Origin of the sequence: Mesorhizobium jarvisii, from assembly GCF_003601985.1 — a bacterium.
Classification (GTDB): Bacteria; Pseudomonadota; Alphaproteobacteria; order Rhizobiales; family Rhizobiaceae; genus Mesorhizobium; species Mesorhizobium jarvisii.
Genome location: NZ_QZXA01000003.1, coordinates 663,426 through 685,988, shown reverse-complemented (window position 1 = coordinate 685,988; position 22,563 = coordinate 663,426). Strand labels below are relative to the sequence as shown.

General features: G+C 63.8%; 24 protein-coding genes. 7 read left to right on the top strand and 17 right to left on the bottom strand.

Features of this window, described 5'->3' with window-relative positions; translation table 11 throughout:
* Window positions 1-84: 84 nt before the first annotated feature.
* The 3 genes from D3242_RS11000 to D3242_RS10990 form a co-directional block, all read right to left on the bottom strand.
* Entirely contained in the window at window positions 85-888 is an 804-nt protein-coding gene (locus D3242_RS11000) for a DUF1194 domain-containing protein (protein WP_064981703.1), read from the bottom strand.
* A gap of 88 nt (window positions 889-976) precedes the next feature.
* Window positions 977-2,797 carry an ABC transporter ATP-binding protein/permease gene (locus tag D3242_RS10995; RefSeq protein ID WP_064981015.1) on the bottom strand — a complete coding sequence of 607 codons (1,821 nt, stop codon included), beginning with the start codon at window positions 2,795-2,797 and terminating at the stop codon, window positions 977-979.
* Window positions 2,798-2,926: 129 nt separating this feature from the next.
* Window positions 2,927-3,715, bottom strand: a complete 789-nt coding sequence (locus D3242_RS10990; protein ID WP_019861437.1) for a class I SAM-dependent methyltransferase — start codon at window positions 3,713-3,715, stop codon at window positions 2,927-2,929.
* 163 nt (window positions 3,716-3,878) lie between these two features.
* Here D3242_RS10990 and gloB point away from each other — a divergent pair, with 163 nt between their 5' ends.
* Together gloB and D3242_RS10980 are read left to right on the top strand one after the other, a co-directional pair.
* A complete protein-coding gene (gene gloB, locus D3242_RS10985) occupies window positions 3,879-4,646 on the top strand; it encodes a hydroxyacylglutathione hydrolase (protein ID WP_038649955.1) in 768 nt (255 codons plus the stop codon).
* Window positions 4,647-4,659: 13 nt separating this feature from the next.
* Window positions 4,660-5,112 (top strand): cupin domain-containing protein, encoded by a 453-nt coding sequence (locus D3242_RS10980; protein ID WP_064981016.1) that lies wholly within the window; start codon window positions 4,660-4,662, stop codon window positions 5,110-5,112.
* Here the strand turns inward: D3242_RS10980 and D3242_RS10975 are convergent.
* The 3 genes from D3242_RS10975 to D3242_RS10965 are packed head-to-tail and all read right to left on the bottom strand — an operon-like array spanning window position 5,087 to window position 7,503.
* A complete protein-coding gene (locus D3242_RS10975; RefSeq protein ID WP_064981017.1) occupies window positions 5,087-5,761 on the bottom strand; it encodes a lysoplasmalogenase family protein in 675 nt (224 codons plus the stop codon). The two genes, D3242_RS10980 and D3242_RS10975, sit on opposite strands and share 26 nt — an antisense overlap.
* A complete protein-coding gene (gene yddG / locus D3242_RS10970; RefSeq protein ID WP_064981018.1) occupies window positions 5,758-6,672 on the bottom strand; it encodes an aromatic amino acid exporter YddG in 915 nt (304 codons plus the stop codon). Before yddG ends, D3242_RS10975 begins: the two co-directional genes overlap by 4 nt.
* 42 nt (window positions 6,673-6,714) lie before the next feature.
* A complete protein-coding gene (locus tag D3242_RS10965; protein WP_064981019.1) occupies window positions 6,715-7,503 on the bottom strand; it encodes a DUF3108 domain-containing protein in 789 nt (262 codons plus the stop codon).
* A 258-nt stretch (window positions 7,504-7,761) separates the two neighbouring features.
* On the opposite strand from D3242_RS10965, the gene rpmB reads away from it, so the two are divergent.
* The 3 genes from rpmB (at window position 7,762) to D3242_RS10950 (ending at window position 9,571) form a co-directional block, all read left to right on the top strand.
* Window positions 7,762-8,058, top strand: a complete 297-nt coding sequence (rpmB, locus tag D3242_RS10960; protein ID WP_010911765.1) for a 50S ribosomal protein L28 — start codon at window positions 7,762-7,764, stop codon at window positions 8,056-8,058.
* Window positions 8,059-8,212: 154 nt separating this feature from the next.
* Window positions 8,213-8,893 (top strand): queuosine precursor transporter, encoded by a 681-nt coding sequence (locus tag D3242_RS10955; RefSeq protein ID WP_064981020.1) that lies wholly within the window; start codon window positions 8,213-8,215, stop codon window positions 8,891-8,893.
* Window positions 8,894-8,896: 3 nt separating this feature from the next.
* Window positions 8,897-9,571 carry a spermidine synthase gene (locus tag D3242_RS10950; RefSeq protein WP_019861447.1) on the top strand — a complete coding sequence of 225 codons (675 nt, stop codon included), beginning with the start codon at window positions 8,897-8,899 and terminating at the stop codon, window positions 9,569-9,571.
* 22 nt (window positions 9,572-9,593) lie between these two features.
* Here the strand turns inward: D3242_RS10950 and D3242_RS10945 are convergent, their stop codons facing one another.
* From D3242_RS10945 to D3242_RS10920, 6 genes are all read right to left on the bottom strand, one after another.
* Window positions 9,594-10,082 carry an SRPBCC family protein gene (locus D3242_RS10945; RefSeq protein ID WP_019861448.1) on the bottom strand — a complete coding sequence of 163 codons (489 nt, stop codon included), beginning with the start codon at window positions 10,080-10,082 and terminating at the stop codon, window positions 9,594-9,596.
* The gene (locus D3242_RS10940) at window positions 10,079-10,447 is read right to left on the bottom strand and encodes an ArsR/SmtB family transcription factor (RefSeq protein WP_019861449.1); all 369 of its coding nucleotides are present in this window, start codon (window positions 10,445-10,447) and stop codon (window positions 10,079-10,081) included. The genes D3242_RS10945 and D3242_RS10940 overlap by 4 nt, the downstream gene beginning before the upstream one ends.
* A 279-nt stretch (window positions 10,448-10,726) precedes the next feature.
* Window positions 10,727-11,755, bottom strand: a complete 1,029-nt coding sequence (locus D3242_RS10935) for an esterase-like activity of phytase family protein (protein WP_064981021.1) — start codon at window positions 11,753-11,755, stop codon at window positions 10,727-10,729.
* Complete coding sequence (gene cobT / locus D3242_RS10930; RefSeq protein ID WP_019861452.1) at window positions 11,752-13,650, bottom strand: cobaltochelatase subunit CobT; 1,899 nt, start codon at window positions 13,648-13,650, stop codon at window positions 11,752-11,754. The genes D3242_RS10935 and cobT overlap by 4 nt, the downstream gene beginning before the upstream one ends.
* Window positions 13,651-13,661: 11 nt before the next feature.
* Window positions 13,662-14,648: a cobaltochelatase subunit CobS gene (cobS, locus tag D3242_RS10925; RefSeq protein WP_027047444.1), complete on the bottom strand. Its 987-nt coding sequence runs from the start codon at window positions 14,646-14,648 to the stop codon at window positions 13,662-13,664.
* Between the two features lie 123 nt (window positions 14,649-14,771).
* The gene (locus D3242_RS10920) at window positions 14,772-15,401 is read right to left on the bottom strand and encodes a J domain-containing protein (protein ID WP_019861454.1); all 630 of its coding nucleotides are present in this window, start codon (window positions 15,399-15,401) and stop codon (window positions 14,772-14,774) included.
* Between the two features lie 159 nt (window positions 15,402-15,560).
* Here D3242_RS10920 and D3242_RS10915 point away from each other — a divergent pair, with 159 nt between their 5' ends.
* Entirely contained in the window at window positions 15,561-15,863 is a 303-nt protein-coding gene (locus D3242_RS10915; protein WP_019861455.1) for a BolA family protein, read from the top strand.
* 28 nt (window positions 15,864-15,891) lie between these two features.
* Here D3242_RS10915 and D3242_RS10910 read toward each other — a convergent pair whose 3' ends face one another.
* Together D3242_RS10910 and D3242_RS10905 are read right to left on the bottom strand one after the other, a co-directional pair.
* Window positions 15,892-17,445: an acetolactate synthase large subunit gene (locus D3242_RS10910; protein WP_064981022.1), complete on the bottom strand. Its 1,554-nt coding sequence runs from the start codon at window positions 17,443-17,445 to the stop codon at window positions 15,892-15,894.
* A 117-nt stretch (window positions 17,446-17,562) separates the two neighbouring features.
* Window positions 17,563-18,363, bottom strand: a complete 801-nt coding sequence (locus D3242_RS10905; protein ID WP_064981704.1) for an alpha/beta hydrolase — start codon at window positions 18,361-18,363, stop codon at window positions 17,563-17,565.
* Window positions 18,364-18,623: 260 nt separating this feature from the next.
* Here D3242_RS10905 and D3242_RS10900 point away from each other — a divergent pair, with 260 nt between their 5' ends.
* The gene (locus tag D3242_RS10900) at window positions 18,624-19,682 is read left to right on the top strand and encodes a hypothetical protein (protein WP_147377459.1); all 1,059 of its coding nucleotides are present in this window, start codon (window positions 18,624-18,626) and stop codon (window positions 19,680-19,682) included.
* A gap of 96 nt (window positions 19,683-19,778) precedes the next feature.
* Here the strand turns inward: D3242_RS10900 and D3242_RS10895 are convergent, their stop codons facing one another.
* Genes D3242_RS10895 through D3242_RS10885 form a run of 3 tightly spaced genes read right to left on the bottom strand, consistent with a single transcriptional unit; the run spans window position 19,779 to window position 22,415 of the window.
* A complete protein-coding gene (locus D3242_RS10895) occupies window positions 19,779-20,669 on the bottom strand; it encodes an HlyC/CorC family transporter (protein ID WP_064981023.1) in 891 nt (296 codons plus the stop codon).
* A gap of 1 nt (window position 20,670) precedes the next feature.
* A complete protein-coding gene (aroB, locus tag D3242_RS10890) occupies window positions 20,671-21,807 on the bottom strand; it encodes a 3-dehydroquinate synthase (protein WP_064981024.1) in 1,137 nt (378 codons plus the stop codon).
* Complete coding sequence (locus D3242_RS10885) at window positions 21,804-22,415, bottom strand: shikimate kinase (RefSeq protein ID WP_027047447.1); 612 nt, start codon at window positions 22,413-22,415, stop codon at window positions 21,804-21,806. Before D3242_RS10885 ends, aroB begins: the two co-directional genes overlap by 4 nt.
* Window positions 22,416-22,563 lie beyond the last annotated feature (148 nt).

Here is a 22,563-nt window from a genome sequence, read left to right as displayed (position 1 = left end):
CGGAATGCCTGACGCAAAGCGATTACGCCAGAGGTAATGGAATCGGTGCCTTCGACGGCCGGCCGCAGGTGCTCTTGCGCAATTTCACCGGTCGAGTTCCGGAAAATACGGATCCGACAGGAACCGCCTGTCGCGTTCGCCTTGCAGGCAGTCGATCGGCGCATCCGCATCGACAGGGATGATGCTGGCCTTGTCCTGAATGCCGCTCACCTCGAGGATCAGCTTGCGCCGGATGGCGGTGGAAAATTCGGCAGCCGAGTAGATGGGCAGCACGAATGAGCCGGGTCCGCCGGTCACGCACTGCGCATAATACTGGTCGAGATGCTTGAAGGTGGGCGATGGATTGATCAGGATCGGCAGGCCGTTGATGACGATGCCTTTTGCGGTTGCCGCATCGCGCGTCGCGGTGACCGGCGGCCCGATATTGTTGGGGCCATCGCCCGACATGTCGATGACGCTGCGCTCACCGGCGAAATTCGTCCTGCCGAACAGCTCTGTGCCGAAGGCAATTGCCGTGGAAATCGAGGTACCGCGAAAACTCCGGAACGGGCGCGCCGCCACCTTGTCGGCAAAGCTGTTGGCGCTTTGCGCGCCATCGATGATCTGCCAATCGATGACCGCGTCGTCGCGCACCGTGCCGGCCCATTCGAAATAGGCAATCGCGATGCGGCCGGTATTGCCGGACCGGACGGCCTGGATGAAGTCGGGATGGCGCAGCGCCTCGACATAGCCGGCGCGTTGCAGGGCGAATTCCTTCTCGTCCATCGACAGGGATATATCGACCGCCAACACCAATTCGACGTCAACAGCCAGCGCACCTGATGGCGAGGCAACGGGCGTTGGCTGGACACAGGCAAGACAGGCAAGCAGGCGCAGAGCATCAAGCATCGCCACCGCCAAGTTTTGTTTCTCGGGGAAATCTTCCTTCGCGATCGCGGCGAAATAAAGCTTGCTGCGAGAGTGCGGGAAAGCGGTCCTATTTCTTGCGGCGGACCGCGACCGGCGGCGGATCGATGGCGCCGGCCCTGACGTGGGCGGGCTTCAGCGCTGGCGCACCGGAATCCTTGACGATCGTCAGGCCGCGCGGAAAGAATTGGATATTGTGCTGCCCGCGCCCGATGTTGATGATCGTGGCGCCCTTCAGATGCTTTTCCAGCATCGCCAGCACACGTCGCAGCGAGGGGCCGTCGAATGCATCCATGGCTTCGTCGATGATCACCCATTTCGGCTGTCGCAAGGCGAGCCTGGCCACGCCCAGCAAGCGCTGTTCGTCATCGCCCAATTCATGGTCCCAACGCCCGACGCGGTCGAGCGAGGACGACAGCCGTTCCAGACCAATTTCGGCCAGCACCGCCACAATCTCGGCGTCACTCGCGGGCGCATGCCCGTTGGCGTGATTGAGCACCTCGCGCAACGTGCCGGCCGGCAAATACGGCACGCGCGGCACGAAGATGAGGGTTTCTCCGGCCGGCAGGCCGATCTTTCCGCTGCCCCAGGGCCAAAGCCCGGCAATGGCGCGGAAGAACAGCGTCTTGCCGGCGCCGGGCTCGCCGGTGATCATCACGCGATCGCCGGCGCGGATCTCGACATGCTGCTCGGAGAGTTTCGTGCAGCCCTCCGGCGAGGCCACCTGGAGCTTCTCGAACGTCAGGCTGCCATTGGCGTTCTGATCGAAGGTGATACGCCTTTCGGTGTCGTGCAGCACGTCGGTTTCATCGAGCGCGATGCGGAAGTCGGCGACACGCATCAGCGTGGCGCGCCAATCGGCGATGCTGCCGATGTTGTTGATGAACCAGCGCAACGAGGAATGGACCTGGTTGAAGGCACCGACCGCCATCATCAGCCCGCCAAAGCTGATATCGCCCGAGAAATAGACGGGCGAGGCAACCAGGATCGGCGCCACGACGGTAATCCAGCCATAGGTATCGGTCACCCAGGACAGGTTGATCTGCGCGGTATAGATGCGCCGCATGGCGCCCAGCACCGTGCCGAGGTCGAGTTCGAGCCGCTGCTTGGCGTCGGCCTCGCCATGGTACAGCGCGATGGCATCGACATTCTCGTTGACGCGCACCATCGAGGAGCGCAGCTCCGCCTCCCGTGTGTAGCGGTCGCTGTTCAGCTTGATGAGCGGCCGCCCGACCAGCCAGCTCAGCCAGGAGGCGGTGCCGGCATAGAGGAACGCCGCCCAGACCATGTAGCCCGGTATGGCCAGCGACCAGCCATTGATGTGGAAGACGAAGCCCGAAGACAGTTCCCACAGCACGCCGACGAAGGACACGAGCAGGATGAGCGACTGCAAAAGCCCGACGCCGAGATCGGTCGACAGGTCGGACAGATGCGCCGCATCCTGCTGCATGCGCTGGTCGGGATTGACGCCGATGGCGCCGGCATTGGCCAGCCGGAAGGCGCGCACCGGCCGCATCCACTGGTCGATCAGGTCGAGCGTCAGCGCCTCGCGCAACTTCAGCCGGATCATCTGGTTGAGCCACGTCTGGCCGATATTGAGCACCAGCAGCCCGCCGGCGATCATCGCAAAGACAAGGAGCTGGTGCAGGAAAGCCGCCATGTCGCGGCGCGCCAGCGCATCGTAGAAGGGCTGGTTCCAGCGGTTGAGCAGGACCTGGCCGATCGAGGTCGCGATGATGACGGCCATGATGCCGACCGACGTCCACAGCAGCCATTTGCGAACCGGCGACACCACCAGCGCCCGTCTGATCGTCGCAACCTGATCACCCAGGCTGCTGGCTTCGACGGCGACCGGCTGAACGGTGGCCTGATTGTCAAGTTGATCAGCCATGTCAGAGGTCCTTGCGTTCAGGTGCGATGCTGAAACCGGATGATGACGGCATCCGCATATCAGGCAGGCTGCGAGTTCACCACGACAGATAGGTCGAGGAAGGACGCGCCGCGCGCGTTTCTAGCACGATCACGAAGGTTTCACCTGGCGAGACGGCATGGCCGCGCCGGCCGCCTCGGCCCGGCGGCCGAGTCGCGTCGCGCCGTGTGGCGACAGCACCGGCACGAAGACGCGGCGCGAGGCGCGCTGGGCGACCGGCACGCCCTGATAGAGCCGCTTCTGCGCCTCGACGACGATGACGCCGGAAAAGATCGGCCACAGCCGCCGGCCGGCGCGCTCCAGCACATTGTGGAAGCGCATCATGAAGCGCCGCCGCGATGGCGGGAAGAACAGCGCATCGGACCAGGCGGCGGGCGTGAAATTCGCCTCGCGCAGCAGTTCCGTCAGCTGGCCGCGCGAGAACGGCCGGCCATTGCCGAACGGTGTGTGCTCGAAGCGCGCCCAGACACCGCGCCGGTTGGGCACGACGATGACGACGCGCCCCGCGGGCGACAGCACCCGCCAGATCTCGTTGAGCGTCTCGCGCGGATTTTCGACATGTTCGAGCGAATGGACGAGCAGCATGCGGTCGATGCAGGAATCGACCAGCGGCAGTTCCTCATCAAAGACCAAAGCGGTCGCCGTCGGCCCCGTCGCGGGCCACACTACGGCGCCCTGCGTTGCCGGCATGAAGGCGAAGACCCGCTCCGCATCGGAGCCGAAACGCTCCAGCCACGGCAAGGTATAGCCAAGGCCGACCAGCCGTTCATTGGGGACAGCGGCCCATATCGACGACAGCGCCATGGTGATCGAACGCTCGGCGAACCGGCCAAGCGTTGTCGAATAGAAGGAGCGAAGGTCGACGATGTCGGAATGCATGTCAGGGATGTAGCCGTGATATCGGCCGGTTTCAACAAAAGGCCCTGAGGCGGTCGACACATTGCGATGGTATTTGTCCTCCCCGGGAATGACATTCGGTCATCCCATAGATGACATCCGCCCTCCGGCGCCCTATGTCTGCGGCGACAAAAGGAGAGACGCGATGGCGGTCGAAATCGAACAATTCATGTGCCGCACGGACAATTTCGGCGTGCTGGTGCATGACCCCAAAAGCGGGCAGACGGCGATCATCGACGCGCCCGAGGAAGCGCCGATCCTGGCCGCGATCAAGCGCACCGGCTGGACGCCGACGATGATCCTGACCACGCATCATCATATGGACCACGTCGAGGCCAATCTGGCGCTGAAGGAACGCTTCAAGCTGCGCATCGTCGGCCCGGAGGCGGAAAAGGCCAAGATTCCCGGCATCGACGAAACCGTCGAGGGCGGCTCCGTGCTACATCTCGGCGACGAGCGCATCGAGGTGATCGCCACACCCGGCCATACCGCCGGCCATGTCTCCTATCATCTGCCGGCATCGCAGGTGGCGTTCACCGCCGACACGCTGTTCGCGCTCGGCTGTGGGCGGCTGTTCGAATGCAAGCCGCCGGTGATGTATGAATCGCTGAAGAAACTCGCAGCCCTTCCCGCCGCGACGACGATCTATTGCGGCCATGAATACACGCTTGCCAACGCCCGTTTCGCGCTGACCGTCGACCCGACCAATTCGGCATTGAAGGAGCGCGCCGCCAGGATCGAGGCACTGCGGGTCGACAACAAGCCGACACTGCCGACGACGATCGGCGAGGAACTGTCGACCAATCCTTTCCTGCGCTGGCACGATCCGGCAATCCGCAAGCATCTCGGTATGGAAAAGGCCGGGGATGCCGAGGTGTTCGCCGAAATCCGCAAGCGCAAGGACAATTTCTGAGCGCCTGCGACCGATGACCAGCGCAGCAGAAATCATCGCGACACTCGCACTGAAGCCGCATCCGGAAGGCGGCTGGTACGCGGAAACCTTTCGTGACGAGGCCGGCGGAGCGCGCGGCCATTCGACCGCCATCTATTTCCTGCTGGAACAGCACCAGCTTTCGGCCTGGCATCGGGTCAAGGATGCAGCCGAGGTCTGGCATTTCCATGCCGGCGCGCCGCTGGCGCTGTCGATGTGGGAAGAAGGCGGTCCAAAGGGCAGCCAGGTCATTGAGCAGGTGCTCGGCATCGAACTCGCGGCCGGCGAACGGCCACAGATCGTCGTGCCGGCGGGCTGGTGGCAATCGGCGCGCAGCCTGGGCGAATGGACGCTGGTCGGCTGTACCGTCGCGCCGGGCTTTGATTTTGCCGCCTTCGAACTGGCCGAGCCGGGCTGGAATCCTAACCCAGCAGGAAGCCAAGCGTAATCGCAAGCTGGGCCGCGTAATACAGCACCCAGACGGCCAAACGCATCCAGGCGCGATGCGGCGAGATGGCCGCCACCAGGAATTTCTCGGTGGCCAGCAGTCCGTCCGATGCCATGAACAGCACCGCGCCGCCGATGACCCAGGCGCTGTTGGTGGTCAGCGCCGCCATGCCCATCGCCAGGATCGCCACGACATAGATGGCGATCGGCACACGCAGGCCGGGGCCGACACGACGCCAGAGCGCGGCCAGCATGACGATGGCGAACACCGCCAGTGCCAGCGCGATCGCCCCGCGCCAGGGCTCGGCGCCAAGCAGCCCCAACCCGCCGCCGCTGCGCAGGAACAGCGCGATGTAGACGATGTGGGCGACAAGGAAGCTTGCGAGCCCACCGAGAAATGCCTTTTCGCCGTCGCGCGACAGGAACGCGTCTCCCACCGCGCTGAGCGCAAGCGCCGCGACCAACAACAGCGGGCCGCCTTGCAGCGCCGAAAGCACGGCCAGCATCGCGACTGCGAGCGTCTTAGCCGCGGAGCGGGCAAGGCTCGGCGGCATGCCCAGCGTGAAGGCATAGATCACCGCCGCCACCAGCGAGAAGATCAGCGTCGCATTGGAATTGGCGTCGATGCCGCCGGCAAACGGCATGGTCATGCCGCGGCTCCGCTTTCGGATGCCGTGGCTTCGGTCTCGGCGGCGGCCGGCTTGCGCAGGAACAGCGACTTCGCCGCCAAGGCCGCGCCGCCGGTGATGAGCACGCAAGCGGCGAGGATGCGCAGCGACGGCTCGGCGACGCCGGCCACAATCAGCACCAGCGTCGAGAGCAGCGGCGCCGCGTAGCTTGCGGCGCCCAGCACCTGAATGTTGCCGCGCTTGACGCCGATGTCCCAGGCATAGAAGGCCGCACCCACCGGCATCAGGCCAAGCCCGAGCACGGCCAGCCACTGGCCTGCACCATTTGGCAACACTGTCTGTTCCAGCGCCAGATGGCAGCCGAGGGACAGCACGGCGGTCGCCGCGCAGAACCAGGTGACGATGCTCGTCGGCACCGAAGGAAAGCGCCGCGACAAAAGCGAATAGGACGACCAGAGCAGGGCGCAAACGGCAGCCATGGCGTAACCGAAGGTGTAGCGCGCATCGAAGGCCAGCCCGCCGCCCTTGGTGACGATCAGCACCGTGCCGGCCAGACCGAGCAACGCGCCGACGACATGGTTCCACGCCAGTTTTTCGCCCGGCGTCAGCGCGGAGCCGAGCACGATCAGCAGGGGCCACAGATAGGCGATCAAGCTCGCCTCCACCGCCGGCGCGTTGCGCAGCGCGGTGAAATAGAAAAAGTGGTAGCCGAACAGGCCAGCGATACCGATCACCCAGACCTGCGGCGGTATTTTCGGGCTCTTCTCGGCGGCCGGCATGAACAGCCGCGCGACAAGGCCGACGCCGGTGCCGATCGAGAAGGTGATCGCCGACAAAAGGAACGGCGGCACCTTGCCGGAGGCATCGGTGAGAAGCGCCAGAAGCGCCCACATGGCGACCGCTGAAAAACCGATCAGTGTTGCGCGCGCCATGTCCCCTCCCGTGGCGCGCCCTGTTCTGTTTCCAGGGCGGCCCTATTGTACCGCTTCGAACCGTCTCGCGCTTATGGTCAGCGGACCAATCTGGGTCCCTACCGTGGCGTGGATCGGCGCATATACGCCGGTTTGGCCGAGCGGTGCAAACGTCACCATCATGCGGCTTCTGTTCTTCAGGAACTCCAGCGCCTTGCGGCCCTTGCGATAGCCGGCCACCGGCTCGAAACCCATCCGGCAGGTGATGGTATCGCCCTTGTAGCCCGGCACCGAGATCGTGCCTTTCGAAGCGTAGGTCAGCGTCAGGTTGGCGCGCATCTCGCCGTCATAGAATTTCACCGTGCGGCCGCAGACCTGGTCGAGGCTGTCGGCATGGATGACGGTCGCCGCCATCGGATCGAGCACCGATGCCAGGTCGCCGGCACCGATCGGCACCCAGTCGTTGGGGTCGCGCTGGCCCGGCGCCGGGATGACCTGCGTCGAGGTGACGGCGCCATTGGCAAAGCGAATGTCGATCGCCGACACCTTCTTGCCCGAGGTATAATCGGCGCGGAACGCCTGGGGCACCATTTTCTTGCCGGAAATCGTGCCCTTGGATGAGATCGTGCCGCGCGTGTCGTCGAACAGTTTGGCCAGTCCGGCGGCGCTGACAGTGCCGTCGATCGCATAAGCGCCGTTCGCATAGTGGCTTGAGAAGGTCGATCTCGCGATCGAGAGACCAAGAAATGACACCGTGTACTCGCCCTTGAAAGACTGCGGCGAGGCAGCCGACGCGGCGGACGGCAAGGCGACGGCAAGCGCGGCAACAAGCGCGTGAGACAAACGAAGCATGCGGGATCGGATCCTTGATTTTCGACCGGAGGCGGACGACCCCGGTCTGGCGTGTCCCTATGAGACCGCTTATAGGATGAAATCCGGCCTTAATATGAAATGCCGGGCGCTTCCGTGGCGAAGCCGGAGCTTGACGCCCCGCTGAAATGCAACTATGGAACGCCAACTTTTTCCATAAGGCCGCCTGACCAGAACCGCGCGCCACCCGGCGTGGGCACAAAGGTTTGGCAGGTCCCGAGAGAATTGAAGGTTAGAATTATGTCCCGCACCTGCGAACTCACTGCCAAGGCAGTCCAGACCGGCAACAATGTGAGCCACGCCAACAACAAGACCAAGCGTCGCTTCCTGCCGAATCTCGTCAATGTGACGCTGATCTCGGAAGCGCTGAACCAGAATGTGCGCCTGCGCATTTCGGCCAACGCGCTGCGTTCGGTGGAACATCGCGGCGGCCTCGACGCCTTCCTGGCCAAGGCCGACGTCAAGGAACTGTCGCAGCGCGCGCGCCTGCTGAAGAAGCAGATCGCCAAGAAGCTGGCCGAACAGGTCGCTGCCTAACATCGGATAAAGGCGGGGGACCGCCCAGGCCAACTTGTTGGCCTGGAGCATCGGATGGATCCGCAAGGGTTCGACAATCCGGTGCTCGACTACGAAGCGAGCACGGCCCCGATGGGCATGATGCTCCGCTGGTTCCATTACCCAGGATAAAAAAATGACTTCCTTCTCGCGATATCTGCCCTTCGTGGCCGCCATGGCGTTTGTTGTCGTGGCGTCGAACATCCTCGTGCAGTTCCCGATGCAGGGGCAGATCGGCGGCCTGTCTCTGGCCGACCTGCTCACCTGGGGCGCTTTCACCTATCCCTTCTCCTTCCTGGTCACCGACCTCGCCAACCGCCGCTATGGCCCTGCCGTGGCGCGCCGGATCGTCTTTGTCGGCTTCATGACGGCGGTGGTCTGCTCGATCCTCGTCCCGCCCTTGCTGTTCCGCCATGGCCTGATCGAATTCGAAACGGCGGCCGACCGGCTGGTACGCATCGCTGCCGCTTCAGGCGCGGCGTTCCTGTCTGCGCAACTGCTCGACGTCACCGTGTTCAACCGGCTGCGCCGGCAGAGCTGGTGGCGGGCGCCGATCGTCGGCACGCTGGTCGGATCGGTCTTCGACACCATGGTGTTCTTCACCGTCGCTTTCTCGGCCGCTTTCGCTTTTGCAGGCCCCAACGACAGTTTCGCGCTCGAGACGGCGCCGCTGATGGGCGTCTTCCATGTCGAGGCCATGCGCTGGGTTTCTTGGGCGCTGGGCGATCTCGCGGTGAAGCTGATCATCGCGGTGGTCGCGCTCATCCCCTACCGGTTGCTCGCCGCTCGCTGGAGCCAGCCGGCGCTGGCCGCCTAAACCATGATCCCCTGGGTCCATCTCGATTCGGCAAAGACCGGGGATGGCGCCCAGGAACTTCGCCTCAAGCGGCGCGGCAGCGAATTCTCGATCATGCTCGGCACCAACGAGCTGATGAACAGCCGCCTCAGCGGCTCCGAGCAAGCGCTGGCGAAACTGTCCTGCCAAAGGATTGCGGGCCATCGCCAGCCGAGGATCCTGATCGGCGGCCTCGGCATGGGATTCACGCTGCGCGCCGCTCTGGCCGAACTCGGCAAGGATGCCGGCATCGTTGTTGCGGAACTGGTGCCGGCGGTCGTCGCCTGGGCACGCGGCCCGATGGCGGAGGTGTTTGGCGGCTGTCTCGACGACCCCCGCGTCGCCATCCAGGAGACCGATGTCGGGCAATTGATCCGGTCTGGGTCCGCGGCCTGGGACGCCATCCTGCTCGACGTCGACAACGGCCCCGAAGGCATCGTCCACAAGGGCAATGACGCTCTCTACAGCCTCGCGGGCCTCGGCGCCGCACGCACCGCCCTTAAGCCGGGCGGCGTGCTGGCGGTGTGGTCGCAAGGGCCGGACAGCGGCTTCACGCGGCGGCTGAAACAGGCGGGCTTCGCCGTCGAGGAGGTCAACACGCGCGCCAACGGCAAGCGCGGCGCGCGCCATGTCATCTGGATCGCCACTAACGGCGTCTGACCGAAGCCGTCGTCGGGCAGTGTTAGGCTTTTGACCTCTGGAGTTCCGCGGCGAGCGCCTCCAGCAGCCCGCGCGTCCCCTCCTCCCGCCCTTTGGCGGAATCGACACCATCGAAGAAGGCGCCCTGCTCGGTATAGGTCAGCCTTGTGCCATCACCCGATTGTGTCAGCTCAACCGTGGTCAGCGATGCCGACATTGGCTGCGGCCCGATTGCCATCCGGTAGGAAAACACGATGCGCTGATCGGGAACGATGTCCTGGAACTGCGCGTCGAGCCTGATCTCCGGGCCGCCGCCATAGCTGAAGCGTGAAACCTCGCCACCGCCGACACGGAAATCGAAGCTGAATTCGGCGACGGCAAAACCATCGCCGTCGACCCGCCAACGCCGCACCGTCGCCTTATCGGCGAAGGCATGGAAGACACGATCTGGCGATTGCGGGTACGTGCGCTCGATGGTGAATGTGGAATGGATGACGGAATGCTCGTCTTTCACAGGGGCGATCTGGTTCATGTCTGCTCGTCCTTTTCCTGATCTTGAACTTTCGGGGATGGTTGGTCAGTCTCGGCCAGAATCTCACCAAGTCGGTCGAGGTGGCGTTCCGCCGGTATGCGGCGTTCGGTGATCCAGTCGGCGAGCGGAGCGAGCCCGCCCGGTTCGATCCGGCAGGTTCGCACCCGCCCGATCTTTTCGCTGCGGATCAGCCCGCAGGCCTCCAGCACCTGCAGATGCTGCAAGACGGCGGCGAAGGTCATGCCGAAAGGCTCCGCCAGTTGGCTGACGGTGGCCGGTCCGCGGCTCAACCGTTCCAGGATCTGGCGACGCGTTGGCTCGACAAGAGCGCGGAGGATGCTGTCGATCTCGGAATAGTTAAGCATGGACTTGAGTATTGTGGCGGAGGCGACAATTGTCGAGTCTGGACTAAAGTATTTTGGCGAACGTAGATCGAGGGATGGGTCGACCCCCTCTCCGTCGCTGCTTCGCAGCGCCACCTCTCCCCCGATCGACGGGGTAGAGGAGAGGCGCGAGCGTGCACAGGCTGGCTCCCCACCTCTCCCTCCAGAGGAGGGAGAGGTGGCTCGGCGAAGCCGAGACGGAGTGGGGGAAGGCGCCCGACCAGATCGAACCCGCCGTTGGGTTCGCGGCTGAAGCGTCACTCAATCCTGGTGCAGGACGAATTCCAAATAGAGGTTGCGCTGCAGGATCGAGTGGTTGTCGTCGGAGATCAGCGACACCATCACCGCGCCGTCGTCGCGCGTCCAGACGTCGAGCCCTTCCATATTGTCGATCTGGTAGCCCATGTCGGCGTCCAGCAGCACCGGCCCGTCGGCGACGGCGCCCTTCTCGACACTCTCGCCGTAGATGCGCCGCAGCCGCATCTTGAGCCCGCCCGCCATGGTGAAACTGCGCTCCAGCAGCAAAAGGTCGCCGTCCGGCAGGAAGGCGCCGTCGGTGATGTCGAAATCGCCGTTGCGCTTGACGGTGAAGACGCCCTTGTGCGGCCCTTCGATGATGGCGGCATAGATGTTGCCTGATTTGTCGAGGCTTTTCTCCGACACCACGACCAGGCCGCCCTGATGCTGGCCGTTGGCATTGGCATGGGTGACGGTCTCGAAGCCGCGATTCTGGCGCAGCTCGCGCGCCGGCACCAGGAAATCCAGCTGCCGGTACGGCGCCTTCATGTTCTCCGGGTCGATCCTGAACTGGGCAACGCGGTGATTGCGTTCGAAACCGACCGTGGCGATGCCATCCTTGACCGCGAGTCCTTCGGCATCGACCTCCCATTTCTCGTCGATCGGCTGGCCGCTCTGGTCGACCATCTGCTGCATGCGGAAGTTCTGGATGCCCACCGGCCGCCTGTCGGCGTCGCGGGCCACCGTGCCGAAGAACCAGTAGCCGGTGTCGGCCACGCCGATGAAATCGCTGCCCGCTTTCAGAAAGCGGAAGGCCGACAGCGCGCCGAAATCGCGCGATTTCGAGGTCATTTCCAGCCCGCCGACGAATTCGAGTGAACCGAACTGCGTGTCGGTCCGGCCAATGCGGAATTCGGTGATCGGGCGGGACGAAACCTCGATGGGATAAACCGGCGCCGAGCCGGCCGAACGAACTGGCGCGGACGCCACGCCGGCGAACAGGGCGATGGCGGCGAAGAGCGTTTGCCGAACCCCCCCGCGCGAAAAGATCATCCGGCGCGCCGCATGCCGCCGCGCCGCGTGTCGCGTGCGCTTTCCTCGGCAAACAGCGAGGCCAGTTGCTCGGTCATGGCGCCGGCCAGTTCCTCGGCATCGACGATGGTGACGGCGCGCCTGTAGTAGCGCGTGACGTCATGGCCGATGCCGATGGCCAGCAGTTCCACCGGCGAGCGCGTCTCGATCAGCTCGATGACGGCGCGCAAATGGCGTTCGAGATAATTGCCCGGATTGACCGAAAGCGTTGAATCGTCGACCGGCGCGCCATCCGAAATCATCATCAGGATCTTGCGCTGTTCGGGCCGGGCGATCAGGCGGTTGTGCGCCCACAGCAGCGCCTCGCCGTCGATGTTCTCCTTGAGCAGGCCTTCGCGCATCATCAGGCCGAGATTGCGCCGTGCCCGCCGCCACGGGTGGTCGGCGGATTTGTAGATGATGTGGCGCAGATCGTTGAGCCGGCCGGGGCTCGGCGGCTTGCCGTCCTTCAGCCATTTTTCGCGCGCTTGCCCGCCTTTCCAGGCCCGCGTGGTGAAGCCGAGGATCTCGACCGAGACGCCGCAGCGTTCCAGCGTGCGTGCGAGGATGTCGGCGCAGGTGGCGGCGACCGTGATCGGCCGGCCGCGCATTGAGCCCGAATTGTCGAGCACCAGCGTCACCACCGTGTCGCGGAATTTGGTGTCGCGTTCCTGCTTGAAGGACAGCGGCTGCATCGGGTCGATGACGACGCGCACCAGCCGCGCCGGGTCGAGGTAACCCTCCTCCAGGTCGAAATCCCAGGACCGGTTCTGCTGCGCCATCAGCCGGCGCTGCAGCCGGTTGGCCAATCGCCCGACCACGCCCGACAGATTGGCCAGTTGCTTGTCGAGGAAGGCGCGCAGCCGGTCGAGTTCTTCCTCCTCGCACAGCTCTTCGGCACCGACCGTCTCGTCGAAAGCAGTGGTGAAGACCTTGTAGTCGATTTCCTTCGGCAGATTGGTGAAGGGATTGTCGTTGCGGCGAGCCTCGCCGGGCGTCTCGGCATCGGCGTCGTCGTCATCGGACAGATCGTCGGCGGTGGCGTCGGACGCCTCCGTTTCGGACGACTGTTCGTCATCGGCCGAAGCCTCGGCGTCCTCGGACTGCGACTGCTCGGAGCCGGAATCCTCTTCCCCGCCCTCCTCGCTCTGCTCCTCGCCTTGCGGCTGGTTGTCGTCATTGTCCTCGGAATCTTCCGTCTCCTGGTCGTCGCCGAGTTCCTCGGCCATCTCCATGGAGGCGAGCATTTCGCGCACGACGCGGGCAAAGGCCTGCTGGTCGTCAAGCTTGGCCGACAGGCCGTCGAGATCGGCCTTGGCCTTTTCCTCGACCCAGGGCCGCCAGAGTTCGACCAGCCGCTCGCCGCTCTTGGGGACCGCCCGGCCGGTCAGCTTCTCGCGCACCATCAGCGCCAGCGCTTCCTCGATCGGCGCGTCGGCCTTGTCCTTGACGTCGACAAGATTGGCCTTGGCGTATTTGTCCTCCAGCATCGAGCCGATATTGTCGGCGACGCCCTGCATGGCGCGGCTACCGATCGCCTCGACGCGGGCCTGCTCGACCGCGTCATAGATGGCGCGCGCCGCCTTGCCTTCCGGCGCCAGCTTGGTGTGGATGCGCGCATCATGGCAGGCGCGCTTCAGCGCCATGGAATCGCCGAGGCCGCGAGTAATCGCAATATCGGTCTTGGAGGCCTTCTTCGGCAGTTCGGGCAAGCGCGCCCGGCTGCCGGCGAGCGCCGGCCTGTCCTTGGCGAAGCCGACTTCCATGTCCTTGTCGCCGGCAATGGCGCGCATGCAGACGGTGACGGCGCGCTTGAAGCTGTCGGCTTCAGACCCCGTCTTCGACTTGTTGCGCGTGTTGTCGCCCGGACCCGCCATCGAGGCTCTGCTTAGCCCAGCACCACGTTGGCGGCGCTCTCGGGCAGATCCTCGCCAAAGGCGCGCTGGTAGAATTCGGCCACCACCGAACGCTCCAGCTCGTCGCATTTGTTGAGGAAGGTCAGCCGGAACGCCATGCCGATATTGCCGAAGATCTCGGCGTTCTCGGCCCAAGTGATGACGGTACGCGGGCTCATCACGGTCGACAGGTCACCGTTGATGAAGGCCGAACGCGTCATGTCGGCGACGCGCACCATCTTGTTGACGATGTCCTTGCCCTTGTTGTCGCGATAGTGCTTGGCCTTGGCCAGCACGATGTTCACTTCATTGTCGTGCGGCAGATAGTTCAGCGTGGTGACGATCGACCAGCGGTCCATCTGCGCCTGGTTGATCTGCTGCGTGCCGTGGTAGAGGCCGGTCGTGTCGCCGAGGCCGACCGTGTTGGCGGTCGAGAACAGCCGGAACGCCGGATGCGGACGGATGACCCGGCTCTGGTCGAGCAGCGTCAGCCGGCCCGACGATTCCAGCACGCGCTGGATGACGAACATCACGTCCGGACGGCCGGCATCGTATTCGTCGAAGCAGAGCGCGACATTGTGCTGGTAGGCCCAGGGCAGGATGCCGTCGCGGAATTCGGTGATCTGCAGCCCGTCCTTGACGACGATCGCGTCTTTGCCGACGAGGTCGATACGGCTGACATGGCTGTCGAGATTGACGCGCACGCAGGGCCAATTGAGACGGGCGGCGACCTGTTCGATATGCGTCGACTTGCCGGTGCCGTGATAGCCCGACACCATGACGCGGCGGTTGTAGGCAAAGCCCGCCAGGATCGCCAGCGTCGTTGCCTTGTCGAACAGATAGTCCGGATCGACGTCAGGCACATGTTCCGATGTCACCGAATAGGCCGGCACCACCATCTTGGAGTCGAAGCCGAATTTGTCCTTCACCGACACCGTCGTGTCGGGCAGGTTGGCGATGTCGCGATCGACCTTGTTCATATCTCTCAACGTCTCCACGGGCGAAACGTCCCGTTTCGCCGGCAATCGATTTTGTTCGGGGGCGGTCTTAGAGCCTTTTCCAACCTTATGAAAGTTGGAAAGCGACACAAACCGTAGGGTCGCTCAGCACAGGCCCGCCTGTTTGAGCACGCGATAGGCCTGCAGCACATCGCGGAACCGGTCTTCCGAACCTCTGTCGCCACCATTCGCATCCGGATGGTGACGTTTCACCAGTTCCTTATAGCGCGCCTTGATATCCTTGCCAGTCGCCTTTGTATCAAGGCCAAGCGTTTCCAGCGCCTTGGCCTCAAGCGGCTTGGCCTTGCGCTCGCGCGCCTCGCGCGGATCCTTCGGCCCTTTGAACAGGTCGAACGGGTCGCGCATGCGGTTGTAATAGCCGGCGCGGCCGGAGCGCATCTGCGCCATATCGGGCGACGAACGTGTCGAGGCGCCATTGACGCCCATCTTCCAGGTCGGCCGGTGGCCGGTCATGGCTTCCTTCTGGAAGCGCGCGACCTCGGTGTCCGGCACGCCGGAGAAGTAGTTGAAGCCCTTGTTGTACTCGCGCACATGGTCGAAGCAGAAGCGGAAATACTCACCCTCCTTCATGCGCCCGACCGGCGCGCGATGGGTGCCCGGCTCCTTGCAGCCATCCCACTGGCAGATCGGCGAGTGCGACTTCAGCTCCGCATCCTTTTCAGGGCGGATGCGAATCTTCTCGAAATATTTGGGATACGGCTTCATCTCACCCATTTATGGGGCGTTCGCAAATGCGAAACAAGAATTGACATTTTCGCGATCATCGCCCTAACCGCTGAATCGCGGCATAAAGCGGGCGAATTGCGGATTTAGTTGCGCAATAGCGGCCCCCGGGGCTAGCGCGCCAGCCATATGTGGTGAACGGAGACTGCAATGTCCATACAGGCGACCATGGAAGACAAGCTCAACAAGGCATTTTCGCCGGAGCGGCTGGTCATCATCAACGAGAGCCATCTCCACGCCGGCCACCATCACCACGGCTCGGACCATCATGGCGCTTATGACGGCACCGGCGAGACGCATTTTCGCGTCCGCGTCGTGTCGTCCGCCTTTGCCGGCATGAGCCGCATCGACCGCCACCGCGCCGTCAACGAACTGCTTGCCGACGAACTGAAGGCCGGCGTTCATGCTCTGGCGATCGAACCGGCGGCGCCCGGCGAAAAGACCCGCTGGTAGATCAGTCCGCCGTGGCCCTCCGGCGCGGTCAGATCACCGCTTCGATTAGGAACGGCCAGCGCCGAGACAGGGCACTGTCCAGCAGCGCGTCGAAGCGCTCGCAGGTGTCGGCGCGCGCCGCCTCCACGCCCATGCCCTTGGCCAGCGACACCCAGTCCAGCGCGGGATGGTCGAGGTCGAGCATGCGCCTGGCGTTCTCGCCGATCGCGTTGACGCCGACATTCTTCATCTCGCCATGCAGGATCGCGTAGGTGCGGTTGGAAAACACGATCGTCACCAGGTCGAGATTTTCCCGCGCCTGCGTCCACAGGCCCTGCACCGTGTACATGCCGCTGCCATCGGCCTCCAGATTGATCACCTTGCGGTCTGGACAGGCGATGGCCGCTCCAGTCGCCATCGGGATGCCGCCGCCGATCGATCCGCCCGTGCCCATCATGTAGTCGTGCGGCGCGGCAAAGGCCGACAGCGCGAAGAAGCGCCTGGCCGAGGTGACCGCCTCGTCGCAGACGATCGCATTGTCCGGCAGCTTGCGCGCCACCGACAGCGCGATGGCATCTTCCGTCAGCCCGCCGCTCGGCGCAGCCTCATCGGGAAAAGCGGTTGCGAAGTCAACCTGTTGCGATGGTTTGACGCCGAGTTCGTCGCGAAGTGCTTCCAGCGCCGCATGCAGATCATCGCCATGAGCAGCAAGCGTCCGCACCTGGCAGTCGTCGCGCACCAGCCGTCCCGGTTTTCCCGGATAGGCGAAGAAGGCAACCGGCTCCTTGCCGCCGACCAGCACCAGTACGTCGATATCCGCCAGCAGCGCCGTCGCCGCATCGATCGGATAGGGGATGCGCGTCGGCGCGACGCGCCCGCGCCCGCGTTGCATGCGCGCGATCAGGACCTCGCTGAACAGGCGCACATCGCAGGCCGTCGAGATTTGGCCGGCGATCTCGAGCGCATCGGCGCGCGCCGCTCGCCCGCGAACGATCATCCCGACACGGCCCGGAGCCGCACGGATCGCCTCGGCGGTCGCGCGCACAGCGTCCCTATCGACGGCCGGCGGCGGCGAAAGGACGACCTTGCCCGGCGAGGCCGGGGCAGCATCGCCCCAGGCCGCATCAGCCGGCAGGATCAGCGTGGTGACGCCCGGCGGGGTCAGCGAGGCGCGGAAGGCCGCCTCCGTGGCCGGCTGGACATCGGCCGGCCCGGCGATGCGGCGAACCCAGTTGGACATCGGCGCCGCAAGGCCTTCGATGTCGCTGGTGAGCGGCGCGTCGAGCGGCAGATGATACGAGGCGTGGTCGCCGACGATGTTGATCATCGGGCTGAACGCACGCCGGGCGTTGTGCATGTTGGCCAGTCCATTGGCCAGGCCCGGACCGGTATGCAGCAAAGTCGCGGCCGGGCGGTCGGTCATGCGCGCATAGCCGTCGGCCGCACCCGTCACCACGCCTTCGAACAGACCGAGCACGCAGCGCATCTCGGGCTTGCGGTCGAGCGCGGCAACGAAATGCATTTCGGAGGTGCCGGGATTGGCGAAGCAGACCGTCACATCATTGGCCAGCAGCACGTCGCACAGGGCATCGGCGCCATTCATGCAATTTTTCTCCAAGTCATGAGAACCAATTGCACCTAGGGATGTCCGCACGGCAATATCCCGCCGCCGCTTTTGGCATGATCCAGTTGCAGTAGTGGCGAGCGAACTGGACCGCGATCAGCCGACGGTCGATTTCAGAAACGTCAGCGCGGCAGCGGTCAACGCGTCGCCACCCCTGCCGAAATCGCGGTTGATCGACATATGCGTATAGGCGCTGCCGTCGAACAGCGTGACCTCGGTGCCCGTGGCGCGCAAGCGCTCGGCGAAGGCTTTCGACTCCTCGCCACGGCCCGACGCCCCCGAGTATGCGATGAAGGTCGGCGGATGCTTGCGGCCATCGACATAGCTGGCGGGCGAAAGTGCCGCCCACTGCGAAGGGTCGGAAAAGACCCGCGCATAGGCCCGCTCCATGCCGCCGTTCTTCTCGAGCGCTGCAAGATCATAGGCCCTGGTATCGTCGAGCAGAAGGCCGGCGACACCGGGCAGCCCGCCGCGCATGCCGGTCAGCGCGATCAGATGGCAACCGGCCGAATGGCCCATGCCGACAATGCGCGTGGGGTCGCCGCCATGCCCGGCGACGTTGGCCATGACATAGGCATAGGCCTTTTCCACGTCATTGGCCTGGGTGGCGACATCGGCCTCGGGCAACATGCGATAGTCGATCGAGACGAAGCAGAAGCCGTTGGCGAGCAGGAAGGCCGGCTTGGCGCCCACCTGGCTGCGCTTGCCGAACTCCCAAGCCCCGCCATGGACGAAGAAGACCACGGGCAACCCGCTTGCGCCATCGGGCGCATAGATGTCGAGCTTGGCCGGTCCGTAGTCGAAGGTTTTGGGAGATGGTGAGGATTGGCGCGCAAACGTCGTGGCCGGCAAAAAAGCCGCCATCGAAGCCAGAAGCAGGGTTCGCCGATCGACCATCATCTTCTCCTGACCGCCCGGCGCAAAATGCACAGGGACGCCGCGAAGTTCCAGTGAAAGATCGGTAACGTGCCGGGACGTTCCCTGGTGTTGAGGTTAAGGTCCAGCCGAGGTGCCGTCATCCTGCATTGATAAATCGATTGTGATACGGGCCGGATTTACAGATCGTTGTGGATATGAATCGATAGGGACTGTAAGTCCGACGACTTGCCTGCCCACAAAGTCCAAGGCGCGCCGGCAAGAAAGCTCCAAAGCTATAAATGACAACGACGATCGTCCATGCTGGCTTTCACAAGACCGGAACCACATCGATCCAGGAGTTCCTGACAGCTCGTCGCGAGTGGCTGGCGGCACAGAACGTTTTCTATGAACCCGATGGCACAGGGAGCCTGACTGGGCATCACCGGCTGGCGTGCTGGCTCAGCACGCATCGTATATCTCCCGGCCCAAACGACCTTTTTACCCCCGAGCGCGAACGTTATTCGAGCATGCTCCAAGCTCGTTCCCTAAAGGCAGAGAATTTCAGTTATCCATTTTCAACCACAAACCCCATCCGTCTGATTTCTTCTGAGATCTTCAATACTTTCGACCTGGCCGAACTTATCAAGATGAAATCCTTTCTTGGCTCGATCGACCGATTCATACTCTACGTCCGCAACGGCATCGGTTTTATATATTCCTGTTGGGCGTCGAAAGTTCGCTGGGGGCATATCGGCTCGTTCGACGCGTTTCTCAAAGAAACTCTGGGCTTCGCACCGAACACACCGCTGAGCGGCGCCCTTCAGTTTGTCGATGTCCTCAGCAATCTGTTCGGGCCAGAGCGCATCTCGATTCGAAATTTCAATACCGCTCTGCAACACAAGCGTGGAATTGTCGGTGACTTTGTTGAAGGTGAATTGGGTCTGGCGGCACCAGCCAAAGTGGACAAAGAGCGCATATCGAACAGGACGATCTCCTGGATTGCAACAGAGGTGCAAAGAGCGCTGAACCTGTGGAACAAGGACAAGGGCTTTGATGCCGCCGCTGCAGCGCGCGGCAGACTCAACGAGGCGCTCCACAGCCCCGACGGAGAAGCCCTCATGGATGAATTCAGGCAAAAGCTCGAAACGAGAACGAAACTGATCACCATAAGGGACATGCATCCGACCAAGATTGGAATGGACGGCATCGCCTTTCGCGGCAGTGCATCGTTTCGCGGCGCTTGCGAATGGCACTTTCCTTTCGACGAGCCCGCATCATTTGTTCCGACGCACCATCTCGTCGAGGTGCTGGCCGCTCTGCCGGGATTCAAACGCCTGGCGCAAACCGACCCGCTCTAATGCATATCGCCCAAAAGCGGCCTCGGTGAGGGGCAACGACATGCCCAAAACAAGGACCTAAAGTCCGTCGCAGGAATGCGTTCAAAACGCGACGCTTTAGGCGTCGCCCGCCGGCCTGATCCTCAACCTGGCAATGCGGTTCTTGTCCCGCTTCATGACGATGAAGCGCTTGCCGTGGAAGGTGAAAGCCTGCTTCTCCTCGGGGATTGACTGCGCCTCGTGGATGACGAGGCCGGCAATCGTCGTCGCTTCCTCGTCCGGCAGGTTCCAGTCGAGCGCTCGGTTCAGGTCGCGGATCGGTACATTGCCGTCGACGACGACGGAGCCGTCGGCCTCCTGCTTGACGCCCTGGATGTCGACATCGTGCTCGTCGGCGATCTCGCCGACGATCTCCTCGATGATGTCCTCCAGCGTCACCAGCCCTTCGACCTCGCCATATTCGTCGACGACGACGGCGAAATGTGACTTACGGCGCAGGAAGGCGTTGAGCTGTTCCTGCAAGGTCGTGGTGTCGGGCACGAACCAGGGTTTTGAGGCGATCTTCATCACGTCGATCTTGGAAAAGTCGTTACCGACTTCGTTCAGTGCGCGCAGCAGATCCTTGGCATGCAGCACGCCGACAATGTTGTCGAGCGAGCCCTTCCACAGCGGCATGCGGGTGTGCGGGCTCTGCAGGATCTCGCGCACCACCGCTTCCGGTGCATTATCGGCATTGACCGAGCGCATATTGGTGCGGTGGACCATGATATCGGAGACTTCGAGCTCTTCGAGATCGAACAGGCCGCCGATGCGGTCGCGGTCCTCGCGCACCACCTGGCCGTCGCGGCGGAAATCGTCGACCGCGCCGCGCAGTTCGTCCTGGCTCGAGCGCTGCGGCTCGATGCGCGACAGCTCATAGCCGAACATGGCAAGCAGGCGCGTGCGCACGGCAACGACCAGCAGGATGAGGATGGCGAGAACGGCGACGACGATCCAGCCATTATCCATTTCAGCCGGCTTTCCGGCTGGCTGGATGGTTTTCCCTCAGGAACGACAGCACTTCGGAAGCCGGAACGTCCTTGGCGATAAAAGCCTGGCCGATCCCGCGCGTCAGGATGAAGGTCAGCGCGCCGCGCGACACCTTCTTGTCCTGGGTGATGAAGGAAAGCAGTGCCTCGGCATCCGGCAATTCACCCGGAATATCGGACATCCGCCACGGCAGGCCGACGGCGCGCAGATGCGTTTCGACGCGTGCCGCGTCGTCGGGACTTGCCAGATTGAGCCGCGAGGAGAAGCGATGCGCCAGCGCCATGCCGATCGCGACCCCCTCCCCATGGACGAGCCGGGCACCGTCATACTGCGTGGCCGCTTCGAGTGCGTGGCCGAATGTGTGGCCGAGATTGAGCAGTGCCCGGTCGCCGGTCTCGAACTCGTCGCGCGCGACGACATCGGCCTTGGCGCGACAGGCTTCCGCAATCGCCTGCGCCCGCTCCGGCCCGCCGGCGAACACCTTCTGCCAGTTCACTTCCAGCCAGGCGAAAAGTTCCGGCCGGTCGATCAGCCCGTATTTGGCGAGTTCGGCGTAGCCGGCGCGGAATTCGCGGATCGGCAGCGTGTCGAGCACTCCGGTGTCGGCCAGCACCAGCCTGGGCTGCAGGAAGACGCCGACAAGGTTCTTGCCGCGCGGGCTGTTGATGCCGGTCTTGCCGCCGACCGAGGAATCGACCTGCGCCAGCAGCGAGGTCGGGACCTGCACAAAATTCATGCCGCGCCGCACGATGCCGGCGGCAAAACCGGTGAGATCGCCGATGACGCCGCCGCCCAGCGCGACGACGACGTCGCCACGCTCCAGCCTTGCGGCCAGAATCCCATCAACCACCTCTTCGAGATGGGCAAAGCTCTTGGTCTTCTCGCCCGGCGGCATCGTGATGACGGTGGGCTGGATGCCACCCTTCTCGAGCCCTGCCTTCAGCGTATCGAGATGCGCGGCGGCGACATTCTCGTCGGTAACGACAGCCGCGCGCGTACCCGGTAGCCGGCGTGAAATCTCCTCGCCGGCGCGCGACAAAAGGCCGGAGCCGATCAATATGTCGTAGGCCCGGTCGCCAAGGCCGACTTCGACGGTGACTGGCTGGTCCACGCTCACGATTCGATCTCGCCCGTCGCTGCAATTTCATCGATGCCGAAATGCCGGCACAGCGCGTCCAGCACCTCGGCGGCGATAACCTCCTTGCGGTCGTCGCGGGTCGGCACGGTGACATCTGATGTCGCGTAGACCGGATAGCGCTCGCCCATCAGCCGCTCCAGCACGGCGCGGGGATCGGCGCTTTTCAACAGCGGCCGGTTCTGCTTCTTCGAAACCCGGTCCATCAGAAGATCGAGTTCCGCCTTTAGCCACACCGAGACGCCATGCGCGGCGATGGCTTCGCGCGTCTGCGCGTTCATGAAGGCGCCGCCGCCGGTCGAAAGCACCTGCGGGCCATTTTCAAGCACGCGCAGGATGACACGCTGCTCCAGGGCCCTGAACTCGGTCTCCCCATAGCGCTCGAACAGCTCCGGCACGGTCATGCGCGAGACGCTTTCGATCTCCTGGTCGCTGTCGATGAAGGGCAGCGAAAGCATCGTCGCCACCTTGCGGCCGATCGCCGTCTTGCCGGCGCCCATCAGGCCGACAAACACGATGGACCGGCTGCCCAGCCGGCCAAGCAGCGCGGCGAGGCTCTCGCCTGGAGGATTTGCCTGGTGCGCGTTCATCAGCTGTTTCTTGGGCCCTCTTTGCCGGCGTATCGACATGAAAAGCCGGTTTGCGTCAAGCGTTGCCGAGCACAGGCAAGCCTATATCGGGCGGAGGATGCCTGCATCAGAAGTTGCTGACAGGCCTCCGCTTCTTCCTTGAATTGGC

What these genes read in the sequence shown, in the direction of transcription:
- D3242_RS10895 (WP_064981023.1), bottom strand. Translation starts at nt 20,669, where the DNA reads ATGGATAATGGCTGGATCGTCGTCGCCGTTCTCGCCATCCTCATCCTG.
- D3242_RS10980 (WP_064981016.1), top strand. Translation starts at nt 4,660, where the DNA reads ATGACCAGCGCAGCAGAAATCATCGCGACACTCGCACTGAAGCCGCAT.
- D3242_RS10990 (WP_019861437.1), bottom strand. Translation starts at nt 3,715, where the DNA reads ATGCATTCCGACATCGTCGACCTTCGCTCCTTCTATTCGACAACGCTT.
- D3242_RS10965 (WP_064981019.1), bottom strand. Translation starts at nt 7,503, where the DNA reads ATGCTTCGTTTGTCTCACGCGCTTGTTGCCGCGCTTGCCGTCGCCTTG.
- D3242_RS10955 (WP_064981020.1), top strand. Translation starts at nt 8,213, where the DNA reads ATGACTTCCTTCTCGCGATATCTGCCCTTCGTGGCCGCCATGGCGTTT.
- cobS (WP_027047444.1), bottom strand. Translation starts at nt 14,648, where the DNA reads ATGAACAAGGTCGATCGCGACATCGCCAACCTGCCCGACACGACGGTG.
- rpmB (WP_010911765.1), top strand. Translation starts at nt 7,762, where the DNA reads ATGTCCCGCACCTGCGAACTCACTGCCAAGGCAGTCCAGACCGGCAAC.
- D3242_RS10995 (WP_064981015.1), bottom strand. Translation starts at nt 2,797, where the DNA reads ATGGCTGATCAACTTGACAATCAGGCCACCGTTCAGCCGGTCGCCGTC.
- D3242_RS10945 (WP_019861448.1), bottom strand. Translation starts at nt 10,082, where the DNA reads ATGAACCAGATCGCCCCTGTGAAAGACGAGCATTCCGTCATCCATTCC.
- cobT (WP_019861452.1), bottom strand. Translation starts at nt 13,650, where the DNA reads ATGGCGGGTCCGGGCGACAACACGCGCAACAAGTCGAAGACGGGGTCT.
- D3242_RS10940 (WP_019861449.1), bottom strand. Translation starts at nt 10,447, where the DNA reads ATGCTTAACTATTCCGAGATCGACAGCATCCTCCGCGCTCTTGTCGAG.
- D3242_RS10950 (WP_019861447.1), top strand. Translation starts at nt 8,897, where the DNA reads ATGATCCCCTGGGTCCATCTCGATTCGGCAAAGACCGGGGATGGCGCC.
- D3242_RS10915 (WP_019861455.1), top strand. Translation starts at nt 15,561, where the DNA reads ATGTCCATACAGGCGACCATGGAAGACAAGCTCAACAAGGCATTTTCG.
- gloB (WP_038649955.1), top strand. Translation starts at nt 3,879, where the DNA reads ATGGCGGTCGAAATCGAACAATTCATGTGCCGCACGGACAATTTCGGC.
- D3242_RS10975 (WP_064981017.1), bottom strand. Translation starts at nt 5,761, where the DNA reads ATGACCATGCCGTTTGCCGGCGGCATCGACGCCAATTCCAATGCGACG.
- D3242_RS10935 (WP_064981021.1), bottom strand. Translation starts at nt 11,755, where the DNA reads ATGATCTTTTCGCGCGGGGGGGTTCGGCAAACGCTCTTCGCCGCCATC.
- D3242_RS10920 (WP_019861454.1), bottom strand. Translation starts at nt 15,401, where the DNA reads ATGGGTGAGATGAAGCCGTATCCCAAATATTTCGAGAAGATTCGCATC.
- D3242_RS10900 (WP_147377459.1), top strand. Translation starts at nt 18,624, where the DNA reads ATGACAACGACGATCGTCCATGCTGGCTTTCACAAGACCGGAACCACA.
- yddG (WP_064981018.1), bottom strand. Translation starts at nt 6,672, where the DNA reads ATGGCGCGCGCAACACTGATCGGTTTTTCAGCGGTCGCCATGTGGGCG.
- D3242_RS10910 (WP_064981022.1), bottom strand. Translation starts at nt 17,445, where the DNA reads ATGAATGGCGCCGATGCCCTGTGCGACGTGCTGCTGGCCAATGATGTG.
- D3242_RS11000 (WP_064981703.1), bottom strand. Translation starts at nt 888, where the DNA reads ATGCTTGATGCTCTGCGCCTGCTTGCCTGTCTTGCCTGTGTCCAGCCA.
- D3242_RS10885 (WP_027047447.1), bottom strand. Translation starts at nt 22,415, where the DNA reads ATGAACGCGCACCAGGCAAATCCTCCAGGCGAGAGCCTCGCCGCGCTG.
- D3242_RS10905 (WP_064981704.1), bottom strand. Translation starts at nt 18,363, where the DNA reads ATGGTCGATCGGCGAACCCTGCTTCTGGCTTCGATGGCGGCTTTTTTG.